Origin of the sequence: Kineosphaera limosa NBRC 100340 (genome assembly GCF_000298215.1) — a bacterium.
Classification (GTDB): Bacteria; Actinomycetota; Actinomycetes; order Actinomycetales; family Dermatophilaceae; genus Kineosphaera; species Kineosphaera limosa.
Window position 1 is genome coordinate 1 of record NZ_BAHD01000007.1, and the last position, 13,750, is coordinate 13,750.

The window sequence follows — 13,750 nt, forward strand, 5'->3', positions numbered from 1 at the left end:
CCGCGAAGGTCGACGCCGCCACCACGCTCGCCACCGGCCGCCGCGCGCAGGTCGAGGCCGAGCGGGTCGAGCAGGCGGCCCTGCTGGCTACGGCCCGCGCGCAGGTCGACGAGCTGGCTACCGAGCTGGGCCGGCTCACCGACACCGTGCACCGAGACGAGCTGGCGCGGGCGGAGCAGCGGCTGCGCATCGAGCAACTTCAGCAGCGCGCCGTCGACGAGCTCGGCATCAGCCCCGACGACCTCGTCGACGAGTACGGGCCGCACCTGCTCATTCCGCCCGTGCCGGACCCCGACGTGCCCGAACCGGGCGACCCGGTGCCGTTCGTGCGCGAGGAGCAGGAGAAACGGCGCAAGCGGGCCGAACGCAAGCTCAACCAGCTCGGCAAGATCAACCCGCTGGCCCTGGAGGAGTTCGCGGCCCTCGAAGAGCGGCACAGCTTCCTGGTCAACCAGTTGGAGGACCTGCGAGCGAGCAAGCGCGACCTGCTGCAGATCGTCGCTGAGGTCGACGAGCGGGTGCAGCAGGCGTTTGCGCAGGCCTATGCCGACACCGCGGTGCAGTTCGAGGGGGTCTTCGCGCGGCTGTTCCCCGGCGGCGAGGGGCGGCTGACGCTCACCGATCCGAGCGACATGTTGACGACCGGCATCGAGGTGGAGGCTCGACCTCCGGGCAAGAAGATCAAGCGGCTTTCGCTGCTCTCCGGTGGTGAGCGGTCGCTGACCGCGGTGGCCCTGCTCGTCGCGATCTTCAAGGCGCGGCCGAGCCCGTTCTACATCATGGACGAGGTGGAGGCGGCGCTCGACGACACGAATCTGGGGCGCCTCATCACCCTTTTCGAGGAGTTGCGTGACTCCAGCCAGCTCATCGTCATCACCCACCAGAAACGCACGATGGAGGTCGCCGACGCGCTCTACGGCGTGACGATGCGCGGCGACGGGGTCACCACCGTCGTCAGCCAGCGGATCCGCGAGGCGCAGCCCGCCTGAATCCGGACCGGTGTCCAAAACTGCGGACCTGTGAATTCAGTGTGACGACAGGCCGACTCGGCGCTGTCGTTACCGATTTGTGACCCTAATTCTCGGGCTTGCCGGCTACGTCCGGGCGGGGCCGCTGCCGATTGAGAATACGTGCTCGTCATGCTCGGCTTCGCCCTCGGATTGGGCCTCATCGGCGCCATCGTCATGGTCATCGTGACCATCCCCGCCACCCGCGAGGGTCGCGGCCCCTGGACGTGGTGGGCGCGCAAGAAAGCCGACGCGGCCCTGCGCCGCGCGATGCGCCCGGTGGCCACCGCGGAGGAGCGCTTCGCCAAGGGCCTGAACTGGCGTCGCCTCGTCGGCGTGCTGCTGCACGCCATGCCGCGTCGGCGGCGCCGGAGCGCCCCGAGCTTTGTCACCCCCGGCGCCCACCTGCCCGGCGAGGCCAGCCCCGCCACCGCAGCGCCGGGAGCCGCCAGCGCTGCCGATCGAGCCGCCGCTGCCGATCGAGCCGCCGCCGACCGCGGCCTCAACGGTCACGCGAACGGTCAAGCGAATGGGCACCTGAACGGCCAAGCGAACGGTGCCGAGCCGGAGCGCTCCCTGCGCGAGAAGGTCGACGAGTACAGCTACGTCGCGCAGGTCGAGGCCCAGGCCGACCTGGCCAACGACATCGTGGTCATGGTCAAGAAGCGCATCCAGATGCCTGAGGTCATCGAGGCCGAGCCCATCGACGCCGTCATCGTCAACCCGCGCATCCTCTCCCGCTCGTAGGCGGTTTCGTCCGAGTTCTTCGGCCGGCTCAGGTGATCGCGCGCAGCAACGCCGTCAGCGCGGTGGCCACGAGGGCGGCCCACAACAGCGGCAACCGCCACCGCCACATGAGCAGGCCCGCCACGGCGACGCCGATCGTGTGCGCCCCCACGGACCAGCGCGGACCGTCGCTGAACAAGGCGGTCACGACCAGAGCGCACATCAGCGGTGCCGCCAGCAGGGCGATCACGCGCAGGGCCGGCGCCGGCAGCGGGCGCCCGCCCAAGGCCACCGGCCCGGCAGCCTTGAGAGCGAACGTGATCGCGGCCAACCCCACGATCAGCAGCCAGCGGTCGGAGTCGGTCATCGTCCCCCCGGCCCCGCGTCGGCCCGCGGGGTGCGCAGCCCGATGAGTGCGGCCAGCGACGCGGCCAGCACCGGCACCCCGGGCGGGGTGACCGGCACGAGCGCCAGTGTGAGGGCCGCGGCGAGCCCGGCCGCGACGAGGCGACGCGGGTTGCGGAGCTCGATGAGCAACAGGCCGAGGAAGAACGTCGGGAAGATGGCGTCGAGCCCGAACCTGTCGGGGTCACCGAGTCCACCGCCGACGGCAGCCCCGAGCACGGTGCCCGCGACCCAGGCCACGTACTGGGGAGCGGTGGAGCCGAACACGATCCAGCGATCGAAGGTCCCGTCGCCGCGCCCGCCGAGAACCCACGAGGAGTCGACCACGGCCTGGCCCTGCAGGGCCCGCTGCAGCGGCCCGCCGGGTAGCGACGGCGCCAGCGCCATCCCCATCGCCAGAAAGCGGGAGTTCATCATCGCGCCGGCGGCGAGCGCCGCGGGGATGGAGCCGCCGACCGTCACGATCGCCAGCGCCGCGAACTGCGCCGAACCGGCGAAGATGATCGCCGAGGCCACGATCGTCTGCAGCACCGAGAACCCGGCCTGCAGGGACAGGACCCCGAACGAGCCGCTCATGAGAAAGGCGACCGAGGCATAGGGCAGTCCCAGGCGCCAGCCGTCGCGGAAGGTGGGGTTCACCCGGCCACGGTAGGGCAGAGCAGAGGGCCGCCGGATACCGACGCCGTAGCGCCGCGTCAGACCAGCGGATTTGCGAGACTGAGGGGGTGATGGACTCGGTGTTGGACTTCCTCTACAGCGTCTGGGGGATCGCCGTCGTCGTCGGCGTTCTCGTCGTCGGACTGATCGTCGGGCTCATGCGCCCGGGACGACGCCGCCCGCCGGCCCCGCCACCCGATGTCGACGTGCGCGGGCCGGGTCCCGCCGACACCGCGGCGCCAGAAGCCCCGCCTCACGACGCGGCGGCGCAACCCAGCACCCCGCCCGCGCCGACCCTGGAGCGACCCGAACGCGCCGGTCGGCGGATGCAGCGGCTGCGGGCCCGCCTGGCCCGCTCGAACACCGCGTTCGGTCGTTCCCTGCTGGCCCTGCTCGGCGGCGGCAAGCTCGACGAGGAGGCGTGGGAGGACGTCGAAGACACACTCATCGCCTCCGACCTGGGCGTGGAGGCCGCCACTCAGCTCGTCGACAAACTCAAGCAGCGGGTCAGTGCCGAGGGCACCACCGACGAAGAGACGATGCGCGGCTGGCTGCGTGAGGACCTCATCGAGCTCATCGACCCCAGCATGGATCGGCGGATCAGCTCTCGCCGTCTGGAGGATCGTCCCGCCGTGTTGCTCGTCGTGGGCGTCAACGGCACGGGCAAGACGACGACGGTCGGCAAGCTGGCCCGCGTCATGGTGGCCGAGGAGCGCAAGGTGCTGCTCGGCGCGGCCGACACGTTCCGCGCCGCGGCCGCCGACCAGCTGCAGACGTGGGGCGCCCGCGTCGGGGTCGACACGATCCGCTCCGACAAGGAGGGCGCCGACCCGGCGGCCGTCGCGTTCGACGCGGTCAAGGCCGGGCAGGAGTCCGACGCCGACGTCGTCATCATCGACACGGCCGGGCGGCTGCACAACAAGGCGAACCTCATGGACGAGCTCGGCAAGATCAAGCGCGTCATCGAGAAGCGCAGCCCGATCGACGAGGTGCTGCTCGTGCTCGACGCCACGACGGGTCAGAACGGCCTCAAGCAGGCCGAGGTCTTCGCCCAGGTCGTCAACGTGACCGGCATCGTGCTGACCAAGCTCGACGGCACCGCCAAGGGCGGCATCGTCGTCGGGGTCCAGCGTCAGCTCGGCGTGCCCGTCAAGCTCGTCGGCCTCGGCGAGGGCCCCGACGACCTGGCCCCCTTCGACCCCGCCACCTTCGTCGACGCCCTGCTGGACTGACCCGACCACCCGTCCCCTTCGGGAGCCCCGTTCGTCAGGGCAGGTTCTCGATCGGAAGGCGGGGGATGTCGTCGGCGGGCTCGTAGCCCCACACCTGGGCGAGAAAGCTCGTCTGGGCCTGCCAGGAGGCGATCACGTTGGCGGGTTCGCGGAAGCCGTGGCCCTCGCCCTCGAAGAGCACGAGCGCCACCGGTAGGTCTTTGGCGCGGACGGCACCGGCCATGACGTGCGCCTGCTCGGGCGGCACCACTTTGTCCTGCGTGCCCTGCAGCAGCAGCAGCGGGCAGGCGAGGCGGTCGGCGTGGGCGATGGGGGAGCGCTGCCGGTACACCTCCTGCGCCTGCGGCCACGGGCCGACCAGGCCGTCGAGGTAGCGCGACTCGAACTTGTGCGTGTCGTGCGCCAGCGCGGTCAGGTCACCGACGCCGTAGAGGCTGATCCCAGCGCTGAACACCGACGATGCCGTGGGCGCAGTCAGCGCGGACAGCGTCGTGAAGCCGCCCGCCGAGCCGCCGCAGATCGCCATCCGGTCGCCGTCGACGACGCCCGAATCGGCCAGGTGCACGGCTCCGCGCACGCAGTCCTCGACATCCACGACACCCCACTGGCCGTCCAACCGCTGCCGATAGGCGCGCCCGAAACCCGTCGAACCCCCGTAGTTCACGTCGAGGACCGCCAGCCCCCGGGAGGTGAAGTACGCGGTGCTCGCGGCGGCCACGGGCGCGGCCGCCGCCGTCGGTCCGCCGTGCGAGATCACGATGAGCGGAGGCCGTGCGTCGGCCGGGCCGGTGACCCGCGGGTTGGTGGGCCGGTAGAGAAAGCCGTGGGTCGGTGCGGCGCCGTGACCGGCCCAGGTCACCGGCTCCGGCGTCGGGGCGCAGCCCTGCGGTAGCTGCGGCCCTCGGGTCGCCACGACCGTCGGCTCGAGCGAATCGGTGCCGCTTTCGCACAGGTGGGCGCGCCAGCCGGGGGCGGGGCCGTGCACCGGCACGATCGTCACGCTGCGCGGCCGATCGGCGAAGCCCGCCTCGCACAACACGCCGCCGCGGCACGGGGCGAGCCGGCTCGCCGCCGTCAGGTCCAACGACAGGTCCCGCGCCACGCCGGGCTGACCGAGGGACTGGGCGTCGGGGGCCAGCAGACACAGCCGCGCCACCCCATCGACTGTGCGCACGCCGACGAGGCCGCCGTTGTCGACGCGGGTCAGGCAGCGCTGCCGCAGCGTCCAGGCGGGCAGCCCGAACTCCGAGTGCGCGAACTCTGCGTCGACCAACAGCCGGGCCGCGGCCCGCGATCCGCCCTCGGCTGCGGCCTGCGCCGGGCCGGCGAGGGTGTCGGGAGTCTCCTGGAGGTCGACTTGGAGGTCGACGAGGTAGGGCAGGCAGTAGCCCGTCGGGTCTTGCAGAAACGCCAGACGGTGTCCGTCGACCCACACGGGCTCGGTGGCGGCGACGCGAGGCGGCCCCTCCGCTGCCTCCCCTTCCGTAGCGGCTTCCGTAGCAGCGTGCCGCGGATCGCGACCGGCCACGACCCGGGTGCCGGTCACCGAGCCGTGCCGATCGAGGTCAGCGACGACGATCTGGGTGTTGGTCCACGGCATCGCCGGATGCGACCACTGCACCCACGCCAGCCGGCGACCGCCGGGTGCCAAGACCGGATCGAGCACGAAGTCGGGAGCCTCGAGCGGCTCGCCGTCGCTCCGGCCGCGCGCGTCGAGCGCTCGCCGCCGGCCCGGGACGATGACGTCGCCCTCGTGCGGTCCGCCGGCCAGGGGGATGCGCACGATCTCGTTGACCGGCTCGCAGGTCGGGTCGCAGTGGTCTTCACGCACCGCGAACACCACCTGCCGCACGAGGTCGATCATCGGGGCGCCGTAGCGCACCTCGTGCCCCGGCCACGCCGGGGTCAACGGGGTCGTGGCGCCATTGGCCGCGACGCGCAGCAGGGAGCCCGACACATCGTCGACGACCGCGACGATGCCGCCCCGCGCCGCGAATTCGCCTCCGCCGTACTCGTGCACGCGGGAGCGCACGCTGATCTGCGGGCCGGTCAACTCGACCGCTCGCGCATCCGGATCGCGGCGCATGAGCACGACGCGTGATCCTGATGTCGGCGTGGTGGCCAGCCAGTACACGTACTTGTCGTCCGCGACCGGATTGGCCGGCGGGCCGCTGCCCTGCACCACGAGGTCCAGCCCGACCGGGCTCGGCCAGGCGCCGTAGGGAAGGGCGTCAGTCATGGCCCCATAGTTACGAGAATCACACGCGGTGTGCCAGTTACTCGCGAATCGCGTCTGGTTTGTCGGATTTCTCGCCGTGGCGCAGTGGGGCTGCACCCGAACCGTCTTGCCTGTTGGCAATCGTCGCGAAACGTCGTCGCAACATGGCCTTTCTACCGTCGGCGCATGCATCTGAGTCCGGCTGACACCGAGAAACTGCTGCTGGCGGTCGCCGGCATGGTGGCGCGCGACCGGCTGGCCCGGGGGGTTGCGTTGAACCACCCGGAGGCGGTGGCGCTGCTGTCCACGTGGGTCATCGAGCGGGCACGGGAGGGCCGCGGCGTCGCCGACCTCATGGCGGCCGGCCGGGGGGTGCTGACCCGTGATCAGGTGCTGCCGGGGGTCGCGGAGATGATCCACGACATCCAGGTCGAGGCGACCTTTCCCGACGGGCGCAAGCTCGTCACCCTCCACCACCCGATCGGTGAGCCCGAGGCGGGCGAGCCGGCGCCGCACGATGACGAGCTCTACGAGTTCACTCCCGAGTTCACCCCCGGGCAGGTGCGCACCGTCGCGGGCCACATCGACCTCAACGCCGACCGCGGCCCCGCGCAGCGGTGCACGCTGACGATCCTCAACACCGGCGATCGCCCCGTCCAACTCGGCTCGCACCTGCACCTACCCGACGCCAACAGCGCCCTGGAGTTCGACCGCGACGCCGCCGCCGGCTACCGCCTGGACATCCCCGCCGGCACGAGCGTGCGCTTCGAACCAGGGGTCTCGGCCAGCGTCGACTGCGTCGCGCTACGCGGTCGCCGACACGTCGCCGGACTGCAACTGCGGGAAGGCAACTGACGTGGCGCGCATCGACCGGGCCAGCTACGCGGGCCTCTACGGCCCCAGCGTCGGCGACCAGGTGCGCCTGGGCGACACCGACCTGTGGATCCAGATCACGCAGGACCGCACCGCCGGCGGCGAGGAGGCGGTCTTCGGCGGCGGCAAGTCGATCCGCGAGTCGATGGCCCAAGGCACCGCGACCCGCGCCGACGGGGCGTTGGACACCGTCATCACCAACGTCATCGTGCTCGACCACTGGGGCGTCATCCGCGCCGACGTCGGCCTGCGCGACGGGCGCATCGTCGCGCTCGGGCGGGCCGGCAACCCCGACATCGCCGACGGCGTGCACCCCGACCTGCTCATCGGCCCGGGCACCGACGTCATCGCCGGTGAGGGCCGCATCCTGACCGCCGGCGGCATCGACATGCACGTGCACTTTCTGTCGACCAGCCAGGTGCACGAGGCCCTGGCGACCGGCCTGACGACCCTCGGCGGCGGCGGCACCGGGCCCAGCGAAGGATCGAAGGCGACGACCGTGACGCCCGGCCCGTGGCATCTGGAGCAGGTGCTGCGAGGGCTCGACGCCGAGCCCATCAACCTGCTCCTCATGGGCAAGGGCAACACGGTCAGCGCGCAGGGCCTGGCCGAACAGGCCCTCGGTGGAGCCGCCGCCTACAAGTGCCACGAGGACTGGGGCTCCACACCCGCCGCCATCGACGCCGCCCTGCGCGCCGCCGACGAGCACGGCCTGCAGGTGACCCTGCACTCCGACAGCCTCAACGAGTGCGGCTACGTCGACTCCACGTTGCGGGCCATCGGTGGCCGCTCGATCCACGCCTTTCACACCGAGGGCGCGGGCGGCGGGCACGCGCCCGACATCATGTCGATCGCCGCCCACCCCAACGTCCTTCCGGGGTCGACCAATCCGACGCTGCCGCACACCGTCAACACGGTCGCCGAGCACCTCGACATGCTCATCGTCTGCCACCACCTCAACCCGGCGGTGCCGCAGGATCTGGCGTTCGCCGAGTCCCGCATCCGCGCCACGACGATCGCCGCCGAAGACCTGCTGCACGACCTCGGGGCCCTGTCGATGACGAGTTCGGACGCCCAGGCGATGGGCCGCATCGGCGAGGTCGTCACCCGCACCTGGCAGGTCGCGCACGTCATGAAGGCCCGCTACGGCGCCCTGTCCGGCAGCGAGCCCGCCGACAACGAGCGGGCCCGGCGGTACATCGCGAAGTACACGATCAACCCGGCCATCGCGCACGGCATCGACTCGGTCGTCGGCTCGATCGAGCCCGGCAAGCTCGCCGACCTCGTGCTGTGGGACCCGCGGTTCTTCGCCGTCCGACCGGATGTCGTGCTCAAAGGCGGGTCGATCGTGTGGGCGGCCATCGGCGACCCGAACGCCTCCATCCCGACACCCCAGCCGGTGCTCATGCGGCCCGCGCTCATCGCCGGCACGGCGCCCGGCTTCACGTTCACCTCACCGGCGGCGGTCGCCGACGGGCTGGGGGAGCGGCTCGGCCTGCGGCGCCCCCTGCACGCGGTCGCCCCGACCCGGGCGGTCGGCAAGGCCGACATGATCAACAACGGGGCCACCCCCGACATCCGCATCGACCCCGAGACCTTCGCGATCGAGGTCGAGGGAGAACTCGTGACTCCCGCTCCCGTCGATCAGCTGCCGCTGGCCCAGCGCTATGCGCTCTTCTGAGGAGGTGAGCGGCCTGGTCGAGGCGCCGACGGTGCAGTACGCGCTCATGCTGCTGGCCGACGCGCGGCTGCCCTCGGGCGGCCACACGATGTCGGCGGGCCTGGAGCCGGCGCTGCTGGCCGGCCTGACGGCCGAGCAGGTGCCCGCCTTCCTGCGGGCCCGACTGGTGACCACGGTGCGGGTCGACGCGGCCACCGCCGTCGTGGCGCGGCACGCCTGCGCGACCGCGGCACCACCCGCGGCAGGCTCATTCGCGCCCTCGACGGAGTTGGCGGCGGTGGCGCAGGCGTGGGCGGCCCGCACCCCCAGCGAGGTGCTGCGCGCGGCCGGTGAACTCGCCGGTCGCGGACTGTATCGGGTGCTCGCGCACGTGCATCCGGAGGTCGGTCGGGGCGTGGCACCGCTGGTGCGCGAGCGCCGGGCGTGGCGGCCCGTCGTGCTCGGTGCTCTGGCGCATGCCCTGGCCCTCGACTCGGCGGCGACTGCGCTGCTGGCCGCCTACGACGACATCCAGACCGTGACCTGCGCGGCCCTCAAGCTGCTGCCGCTGGACCCGCTGACGACGCTCGACTGGTCGCTGGCGGCCCGCGCCGACGTCACCACCCTCGTGGCTCAGGTCGCCGGTCTCACCGACCCAGACGACATCCCGGCCTGCGCCGCCCCGCAACTCGAGGCGTGGCACCAGCGCCACGCCGCCGCTGACAGGAGACTCTTCCGTGTTTGAGCACCGATACGACGCGCACCCGCAGGGGCAGCCGCCCACGCACGCCCCCACCAGCGCCGGCAGACCGATCCGCCCCATGCGGCTGGGGGTCGCGGGCCCGGTGGGCACCGGCAAGTCCTCGCTCATCGGCCTGCTGTGTCGCCAGCTGTCGCCGCAGCTGTCGCTGGGGGTCATCACCAACGACATCTACACCGACGAGGACGCCCGCATGTTGCGCGCCGCGGGCGTGCTCGACCCCGAGCGCATCCGGGCCGTGGAGACGGGCGCCTGCCCGCACACGGCGATCCGCGACGACGTGACGATGAACCTGCTGGCCGTCGAGGACCTCGAGCGCGACTTCGAGCCGCTGGACCTCGTGCTCGTCGAGTCCGGCGGCGACAACCTCACCGCGACCTTCAGCCCCGCGCTGGTCGACGCCCAGATCTTCGTGCTCGACGTGGCCGGTGGGGGAGACGTCGTGCGTAAGGGCGGCCCCGGCATCGCCCGCGCCGACCTGCTCGTCGTCAACAAGACCGACCTGGCCCCTTACGTCGGGGTGGATGCTCAGCTCATGGCCCGAGAGGGGCATCTCGTGCGCGACGGCCGCCCGGTCATCGGGCTCTCCCGGGACGACGCGACGTCGATCGCCCACCTGCGCGCCTGGGTGCTGCACTCCCTGGCGCACTACCGATCAGGGCGGCACGTGCCCGTCGACCCCGGCCCCATGGCCCCGCACGTGCACGCCGATGGTGTCGTCCACAGTCACTGATCGCTGCCCGCCGGCCACCGAGGCCTCGCAGGAGTCGGTGACGCGGGTGCGGGTGCGGCGCGGAGCGGGCGGACGGGCCTGGGTGGACACCCGATCCGGGCTGCTCGTGCCGCGCATCGTGCCTGGCGACCCCCCGTCGGGGGACACCACCTGCAGCGCACACGTCGTGCTGGTTGCGGCGGGTGCCCTGCTGCTGGCCGGCGACGACCTGGCGCTGGAGGTGGAGGTCGAGGCGGGGGTGCGGCTGCGGCTCACCGAGGTGGCAGCGACCGTGGCCTACGACGGTCGCGGCGAGCGGGCCTCGTGGCGGGCGCGGCTGAGGGTGGCCGCGGGTGCCGAACTGGTCTGGGATGGTGCGCCGTTCGTCGTCTCCGACGGCGCGGATGTCGACCGCGCGCTGCACGCCGACGTCGCCGCCGGGGGCCGCCTGACCCTGCGCGACACTCTCGTGCTGGGTCGCTACGGCGAGCGCGGCGGTGCCCTGCGGTCGCGGACCCGCCTCAGCTACGGCGGGGCTCCCGTGCTGGCCGAAGACCTGGACCTGGCGGAACGACCCGCCGAGCCGGACGACCTCGGCCCCTCGGCCGGGGCTCGAGCGAATCCCGGCGATCTACCGGGCATCCTTCGAGGCGTTCGCGTCATCGACCAGCGGGTCACGCTTGGCCCTGCCGTGGATCCTGTCGCGCCGCCCTCGGCCGCTGCCACGGGCGCGCTGAGCACCCCCCTGCTCGTGCCCGGAGGGCAGGGTCACCTCACCCGGTGGCTCGGCGCCCAGGCCCACGAGTCCGGGTTGAATTGCTGACTGGTGCCGCTCAGAGGCGGGCTCGCCGCTGCCGCGCGACGGCCGGGTCGGACAGCGCCCAGCGGACCAGGCCCGCAGAGGCGATGCCGAGCGGTCGGCCGAGCGCGGGCCGAGCCCGCAACCCGAGTTCGGCGCGCGCCCAGTCGGGCAGGTCCGCGACGGCTCCGGCGGCCAGCATCGCGTACCCCGGCCGCGCCGACCACGGCAGCGGCGGCTCACGCAGCAGAAACGCGGCCGCCTCGCGGGCCGCGCAGGTGGCCTGTAGCTCCGGGCGGTACTGCGCCAAGGTCGCACGCAGTTCGGCGAGCGTCGTGGGCGGGTCGAGCACGCCCAGGGCCGCGGCGCTCCGCCCCGACTGCTCCACATAGCGGTCGCACTCGGCGGCGGTGAGTCGCCCGGGCCCGTAGGCCTGGAAGCAGGAGAGAAAGCTGTCGGCCTCGGCGGCGTGCACCCAGGCCAGCAGGTGTGGATCGCTGGCCCGGTAGGTGCGCCCGTCCTGGGCGCGCCCGCGCACCCGCTCGTGCACCGCCCGCACGTGGGCGATGGCCGCTTCTGCGTTGCTGACCGTAGAAAACGTCGTCGTCGCGATGAAGCGACTGGTGCGCTGCAGCCGGCCCCACGGATCGGACTTGTACCCGGAGTGCCCGGCCACCCCGGCCATCGCCAGCGGATGCAACGACTGCAGCAGCAACGCCCGGATGCCGCCGACGAACATCGAGGCGTCGGCGTGCACCCGCCACACCGGGTCGTCGGGGGTGAACCAGCGCGGCCCGCTGGCCCCCCAGATCTTGGCCGCCTCGGCATCCGCGTCGTCGCCGGCCACCCGCGAGCGCAGCGCGTGGGCGAGCCGCACCCGCACGGGTGCCAGAGCACTCGTCCTTCGAAACACACCGTTTACAACGCGGGCCGACCCGTTGACGTGCCCGTAACGCGTGGAGTCAGGCGGCGAAACCTGGCGCGCGGACGCTAGCGGACATGGAAATCAACAGCGGCGATACCGCCTGGGTGCTCACGAGCGCAGCGCTCGTGATGTTCATGACCCCGGGCGTGGCCTTCTTCTACGGCGGCATGGTGCGTGCCAAGGCCGTCCTCAACATGATGATGATGTGCTTCGGGGCCATGGCCACCATCGGTGTGCTGTGGGTGCTGTACGGATACAGCATCGCCTTCGGCAACAGCTACGGCGGCATCATCGGTAACCCCACCGAGTTCTTGGGACTGCAGGGGCTGATGAGCGAGAGCTCGGTCGCGGGCAGCATCCCGTCACTGGCGTTCGTCGCCTTCCAGGCGATGTTCGCGATCATCGCGACGGCCCTCATCGCCGGCGGCATCGCCGACCGCGCGAAGTTCTCGACCTGGCTGGTGTTCACCGCGATCTGGGGCACCGTCGTGTACTTCCCCATCGCGCACTGGGTGTTCGCCTTCGACTCCGAGGACGGCACGGTCCGCGGCGGCTGGATCGCCAACCAGATCCATGCCCTGGACTTCGCCGGCGGCACCGCCATCCACATCAACGCCGGTGCCGCAGCCCTGGCGCTCGTGCTCGTCATCGGCAACCGGCACGGCTTCGGCAAGGAGCCGATGCGTCCGCACAACCTGACCCTGGTCATGCTCGGTGCCGCCATGCTGTGGTTCGGCTGGTTCGGCTTCAACGCCGGCTCGGCCGGCGCGGCCAACACCACCGCGGCCGTCGCCTTCATCAACACCCTCGCCGCGACCGCCGCCGCCATCCTCGGCTGGCTGCTCGTCGAGCGGATCCGCGACGGGCACGCGACCTCCCTGGGCGCAGCCTCGGGCATCGTCGCAGGCCTCGTCGGCATCACCCCCGCCGCGGACTCCGTCTCCCCGCTCGGCGCCATCGTCATCGGCGCGATCGCCGGAGCCTGCTGTGCGCTGGCCGTCAGCCTGAAGAACAAGTTCAACTACGACGACAGCCTGGATGTCGTCGGTGTGCACCTCGTCGGCGGCCTGGTCGGCACGCTGCTCATCGGCTTTCTCGCAACGGCCAACGCCCCGGCCGGCGTCAACGGCCTCTTCTACGGCGGCGGCTTCGACCAGCTGTGGCGCCAGGCGGTGGGAGCATTCAGCGTGCTCATCGTCTCCTTCGTGCTGAGCTACGCCATCGGGTGGGTGCTGCACAAGACCATGGGCTTCCGCATCGACCACGACCAAGAGCTGGAGGGCATCGACCGGCACGAGCACGCCGAGAGCGCCTACGAACTGCTCGGCCAGCCCGGGGTGCGCTCGATGAGCATGGCCTACACCCGCTCGTCCCTGGCCAGCGGCGACCTCTCCGCCGGCCCCGCCACCTCCGACAAGGGAGCTGTTTCTTCGTGAAGCTCGTCACCGCCATCATCAAGCCGTTCAAGATCGACGACGTGCGCAACGCCCTGGAGGCGTTCGACGTTGCCGGCATGACCGTCAGCGAGGCCAGCGGCTTCGGCCGCCAGCGCGGTCACAGCGAGGTCTACCGCGGCGCCGAGTACACGGTCGACACGGTGCCGAAGGCCCGCCTCGAGGTGCTCGTCGACGACGCGGACGCCGCGGATGTCGTCGACGTCATCGTCACCGCCGCCCGCACCGGCAAGATCGGCGACGGCAAGGTCTGGACGGCCCCCGTCGAAGAGGTCGTCCGTGTCCGCACCGGCGAGCGGGGCACCCAGGCCCTGTAACGCCC

General features: G+C 72.0%; 14 protein-coding genes. 10 read left to right on the forward strand and 4 right to left on the reverse strand.

The annotated features are described in order from the left end of the window. Both KILIM_RS02795 and KILIM_RS02800 read left to right on the forward strand, forming a co-directional pair. Window positions 1–989: AAA family ATPase (locus KILIM_RS02795; protein ID WP_006591096.1), on the forward strand; the 989-nt coding region annotated here is incomplete at its 5' end. A 141-nt stretch (window positions 990–1,130) separates the two neighbouring features. Next, a complete protein-coding gene (locus KILIM_RS02800; protein WP_006591097.1) occupies window positions 1,131–1,754 on the forward strand; it encodes a hypothetical protein in 624 nt (207 codons plus the stop codon). Between the two features lie 28 nt (window positions 1,755–1,782). Here KILIM_RS02800 and KILIM_RS02805 read toward each other — a convergent pair whose 3' ends face one another. Both KILIM_RS02805 and KILIM_RS02810 read right to left on the reverse strand, forming a co-directional pair. After that, a complete protein-coding gene (locus tag KILIM_RS02805) occupies window positions 1,783–2,100 on the reverse strand; it encodes an AzlD domain-containing protein (protein WP_006591098.1) in 318 nt (105 codons plus the stop codon). After that, complete coding sequence (locus KILIM_RS02810) at window positions 2,097–2,777, reverse strand: AzlC family ABC transporter permease (RefSeq protein ID WP_006591099.1); 681 nt, start codon at window positions 2,775–2,777, stop codon at window positions 2,097–2,099. Before KILIM_RS02810 ends, KILIM_RS02805 begins: the two co-directional genes overlap by 4 nt. An 89-nt stretch (window positions 2,778–2,866) precedes the next feature. On the opposite strand from KILIM_RS02810, the gene ftsY reads away from it, so the two are divergent. After that, window positions 2,867–4,027, forward strand: a complete 1,161-nt coding sequence (gene ftsY / locus KILIM_RS02815; RefSeq protein WP_006591100.1) for a signal recognition particle-docking protein FtsY — start codon at window positions 2,867–2,869, stop codon at window positions 4,025–4,027. A 34-nt stretch (window positions 4,028–4,061) separates the two neighbouring features. On the opposite strand, the gene KILIM_RS02820 is transcribed toward ftsY, so the two are convergent. Next, the gene (locus tag KILIM_RS02820) at window positions 4,062–6,266 is read right to left on the reverse strand and encodes an alpha/beta hydrolase family protein (protein ID WP_006591101.1); all 2,205 of its coding nucleotides are present in this window, start codon (window positions 6,264–6,266) and stop codon (window positions 4,062–4,064) included. Between the two features lie 165 nt (window positions 6,267–6,431). Here KILIM_RS02820 and KILIM_RS23045 point away from each other — a divergent pair, with 165 nt between their 5' ends. From KILIM_RS23045 to KILIM_RS21980, 5 genes are read left to right on the forward strand one after another with little or no spacing between them, the layout of a single operon-like run. Beyond that, the gene (locus KILIM_RS23045) at window positions 6,432–7,100 is read left to right on the forward strand and encodes an urease subunit gamma (protein ID WP_006591102.1); all 669 of its coding nucleotides are present in this window, start codon (window positions 6,432–6,434) and stop codon (window positions 7,098–7,100) included. A gap of 1 nt (window position 7,101) precedes the next feature. After that, window positions 7,102–8,799, forward strand: coding sequence for an urease subunit alpha (locus tag KILIM_RS02830; protein WP_006591103.1), 1,698 nt, complete (start codon window positions 7,102–7,104; stop codon window positions 8,797–8,799). Between the two features lie 4 nt (window positions 8,800–8,803). Next, window positions 8,804–9,523, forward strand: coding sequence for an urease accessory UreF family protein (locus KILIM_RS02835; RefSeq protein ID WP_051988609.1), 720 nt, complete (start codon window positions 8,804–8,806; stop codon window positions 9,521–9,523). Further along, on the forward strand, window positions 9,516–10,271 hold the full coding sequence (gene ureG / locus KILIM_RS02840; protein WP_006591105.1) for an urease accessory protein UreG: 756 nt from the start codon (window positions 9,516–9,518) through the stop codon (window positions 10,269–10,271). Before KILIM_RS02835 ends, ureG begins: the two co-directional genes overlap by 8 nt. Next, window positions 10,249–11,073 carry an urease accessory protein UreD gene (locus KILIM_RS21980; RefSeq protein WP_006591106.1) on the forward strand — a complete coding sequence of 275 codons (825 nt, stop codon included), beginning with the start codon at window positions 10,249–10,251 and terminating at the stop codon, window positions 11,071–11,073. Before ureG ends, KILIM_RS21980 begins: the two co-directional genes overlap by 23 nt. 10 nt (window positions 11,074–11,083) lie before the next feature. On the opposite strand, the gene KILIM_RS02850 is transcribed toward KILIM_RS21980, so the two are convergent. Further along, window positions 11,084–11,932, reverse strand: a complete 849-nt coding sequence (locus KILIM_RS02850; protein WP_006591107.1) for an oxygenase MpaB family protein — start codon at window positions 11,930–11,932, stop codon at window positions 11,084–11,086. Between the two features lie 116 nt (window positions 11,933–12,048). On the opposite strand from KILIM_RS02850, the gene KILIM_RS02855 reads away from it, so the two are divergent. Beyond that, window positions 12,049–13,410, forward strand: a complete 1,362-nt coding sequence (locus tag KILIM_RS02855; protein ID WP_006591108.1) for an ammonium transporter — start codon at window positions 12,049–12,051, stop codon at window positions 13,408–13,410. Then, window positions 13,407–13,745, forward strand: a complete 339-nt coding sequence (locus KILIM_RS02860) for a P-II family nitrogen regulator (protein ID WP_006591109.1) — start codon at window positions 13,407–13,409, stop codon at window positions 13,743–13,745. Before KILIM_RS02855 ends, KILIM_RS02860 begins: the two co-directional genes overlap by 4 nt. Window positions 13,746–13,750: the final 5 nt, after the last annotated feature.

Bases quoted from the DNA above. Each gene is read 5' to 3' on its own strand.
- ftsY (WP_006591100.1), top strand. From the start codon at position 2,867: ATGGACTCGGTGTTGGACTTCCTCTACAGCGTCTGGGGGATCGCCGTC.
- KILIM_RS02820 (WP_006591101.1), bottom strand. From the start codon at position 6,266: ATGACTGACGCCCTTCCCTACGGCGCCTGGCCGAGCCCGGTCGGGCTG.
- KILIM_RS23045 (WP_006591102.1), top strand. From the start codon at position 6,432: ATGCATCTGAGTCCGGCTGACACCGAGAAACTGCTGCTGGCGGTCGCC.
- KILIM_RS21980 (WP_006591106.1), top strand. From the start codon at position 10,249: ATGGTGTCGTCCACAGTCACTGATCGCTGCCCGCCGGCCACCGAGGCC.
- KILIM_RS02855 (WP_006591108.1), top strand. From the start codon at position 12,049: ATGGAAATCAACAGCGGCGATACCGCCTGGGTGCTCACGAGCGCAGCG.
- KILIM_RS02805 (WP_006591098.1), bottom strand. From the start codon at position 2,100: ATGACCGACTCCGACCGCTGGCTGCTGATCGTGGGGTTGGCCGCGATC.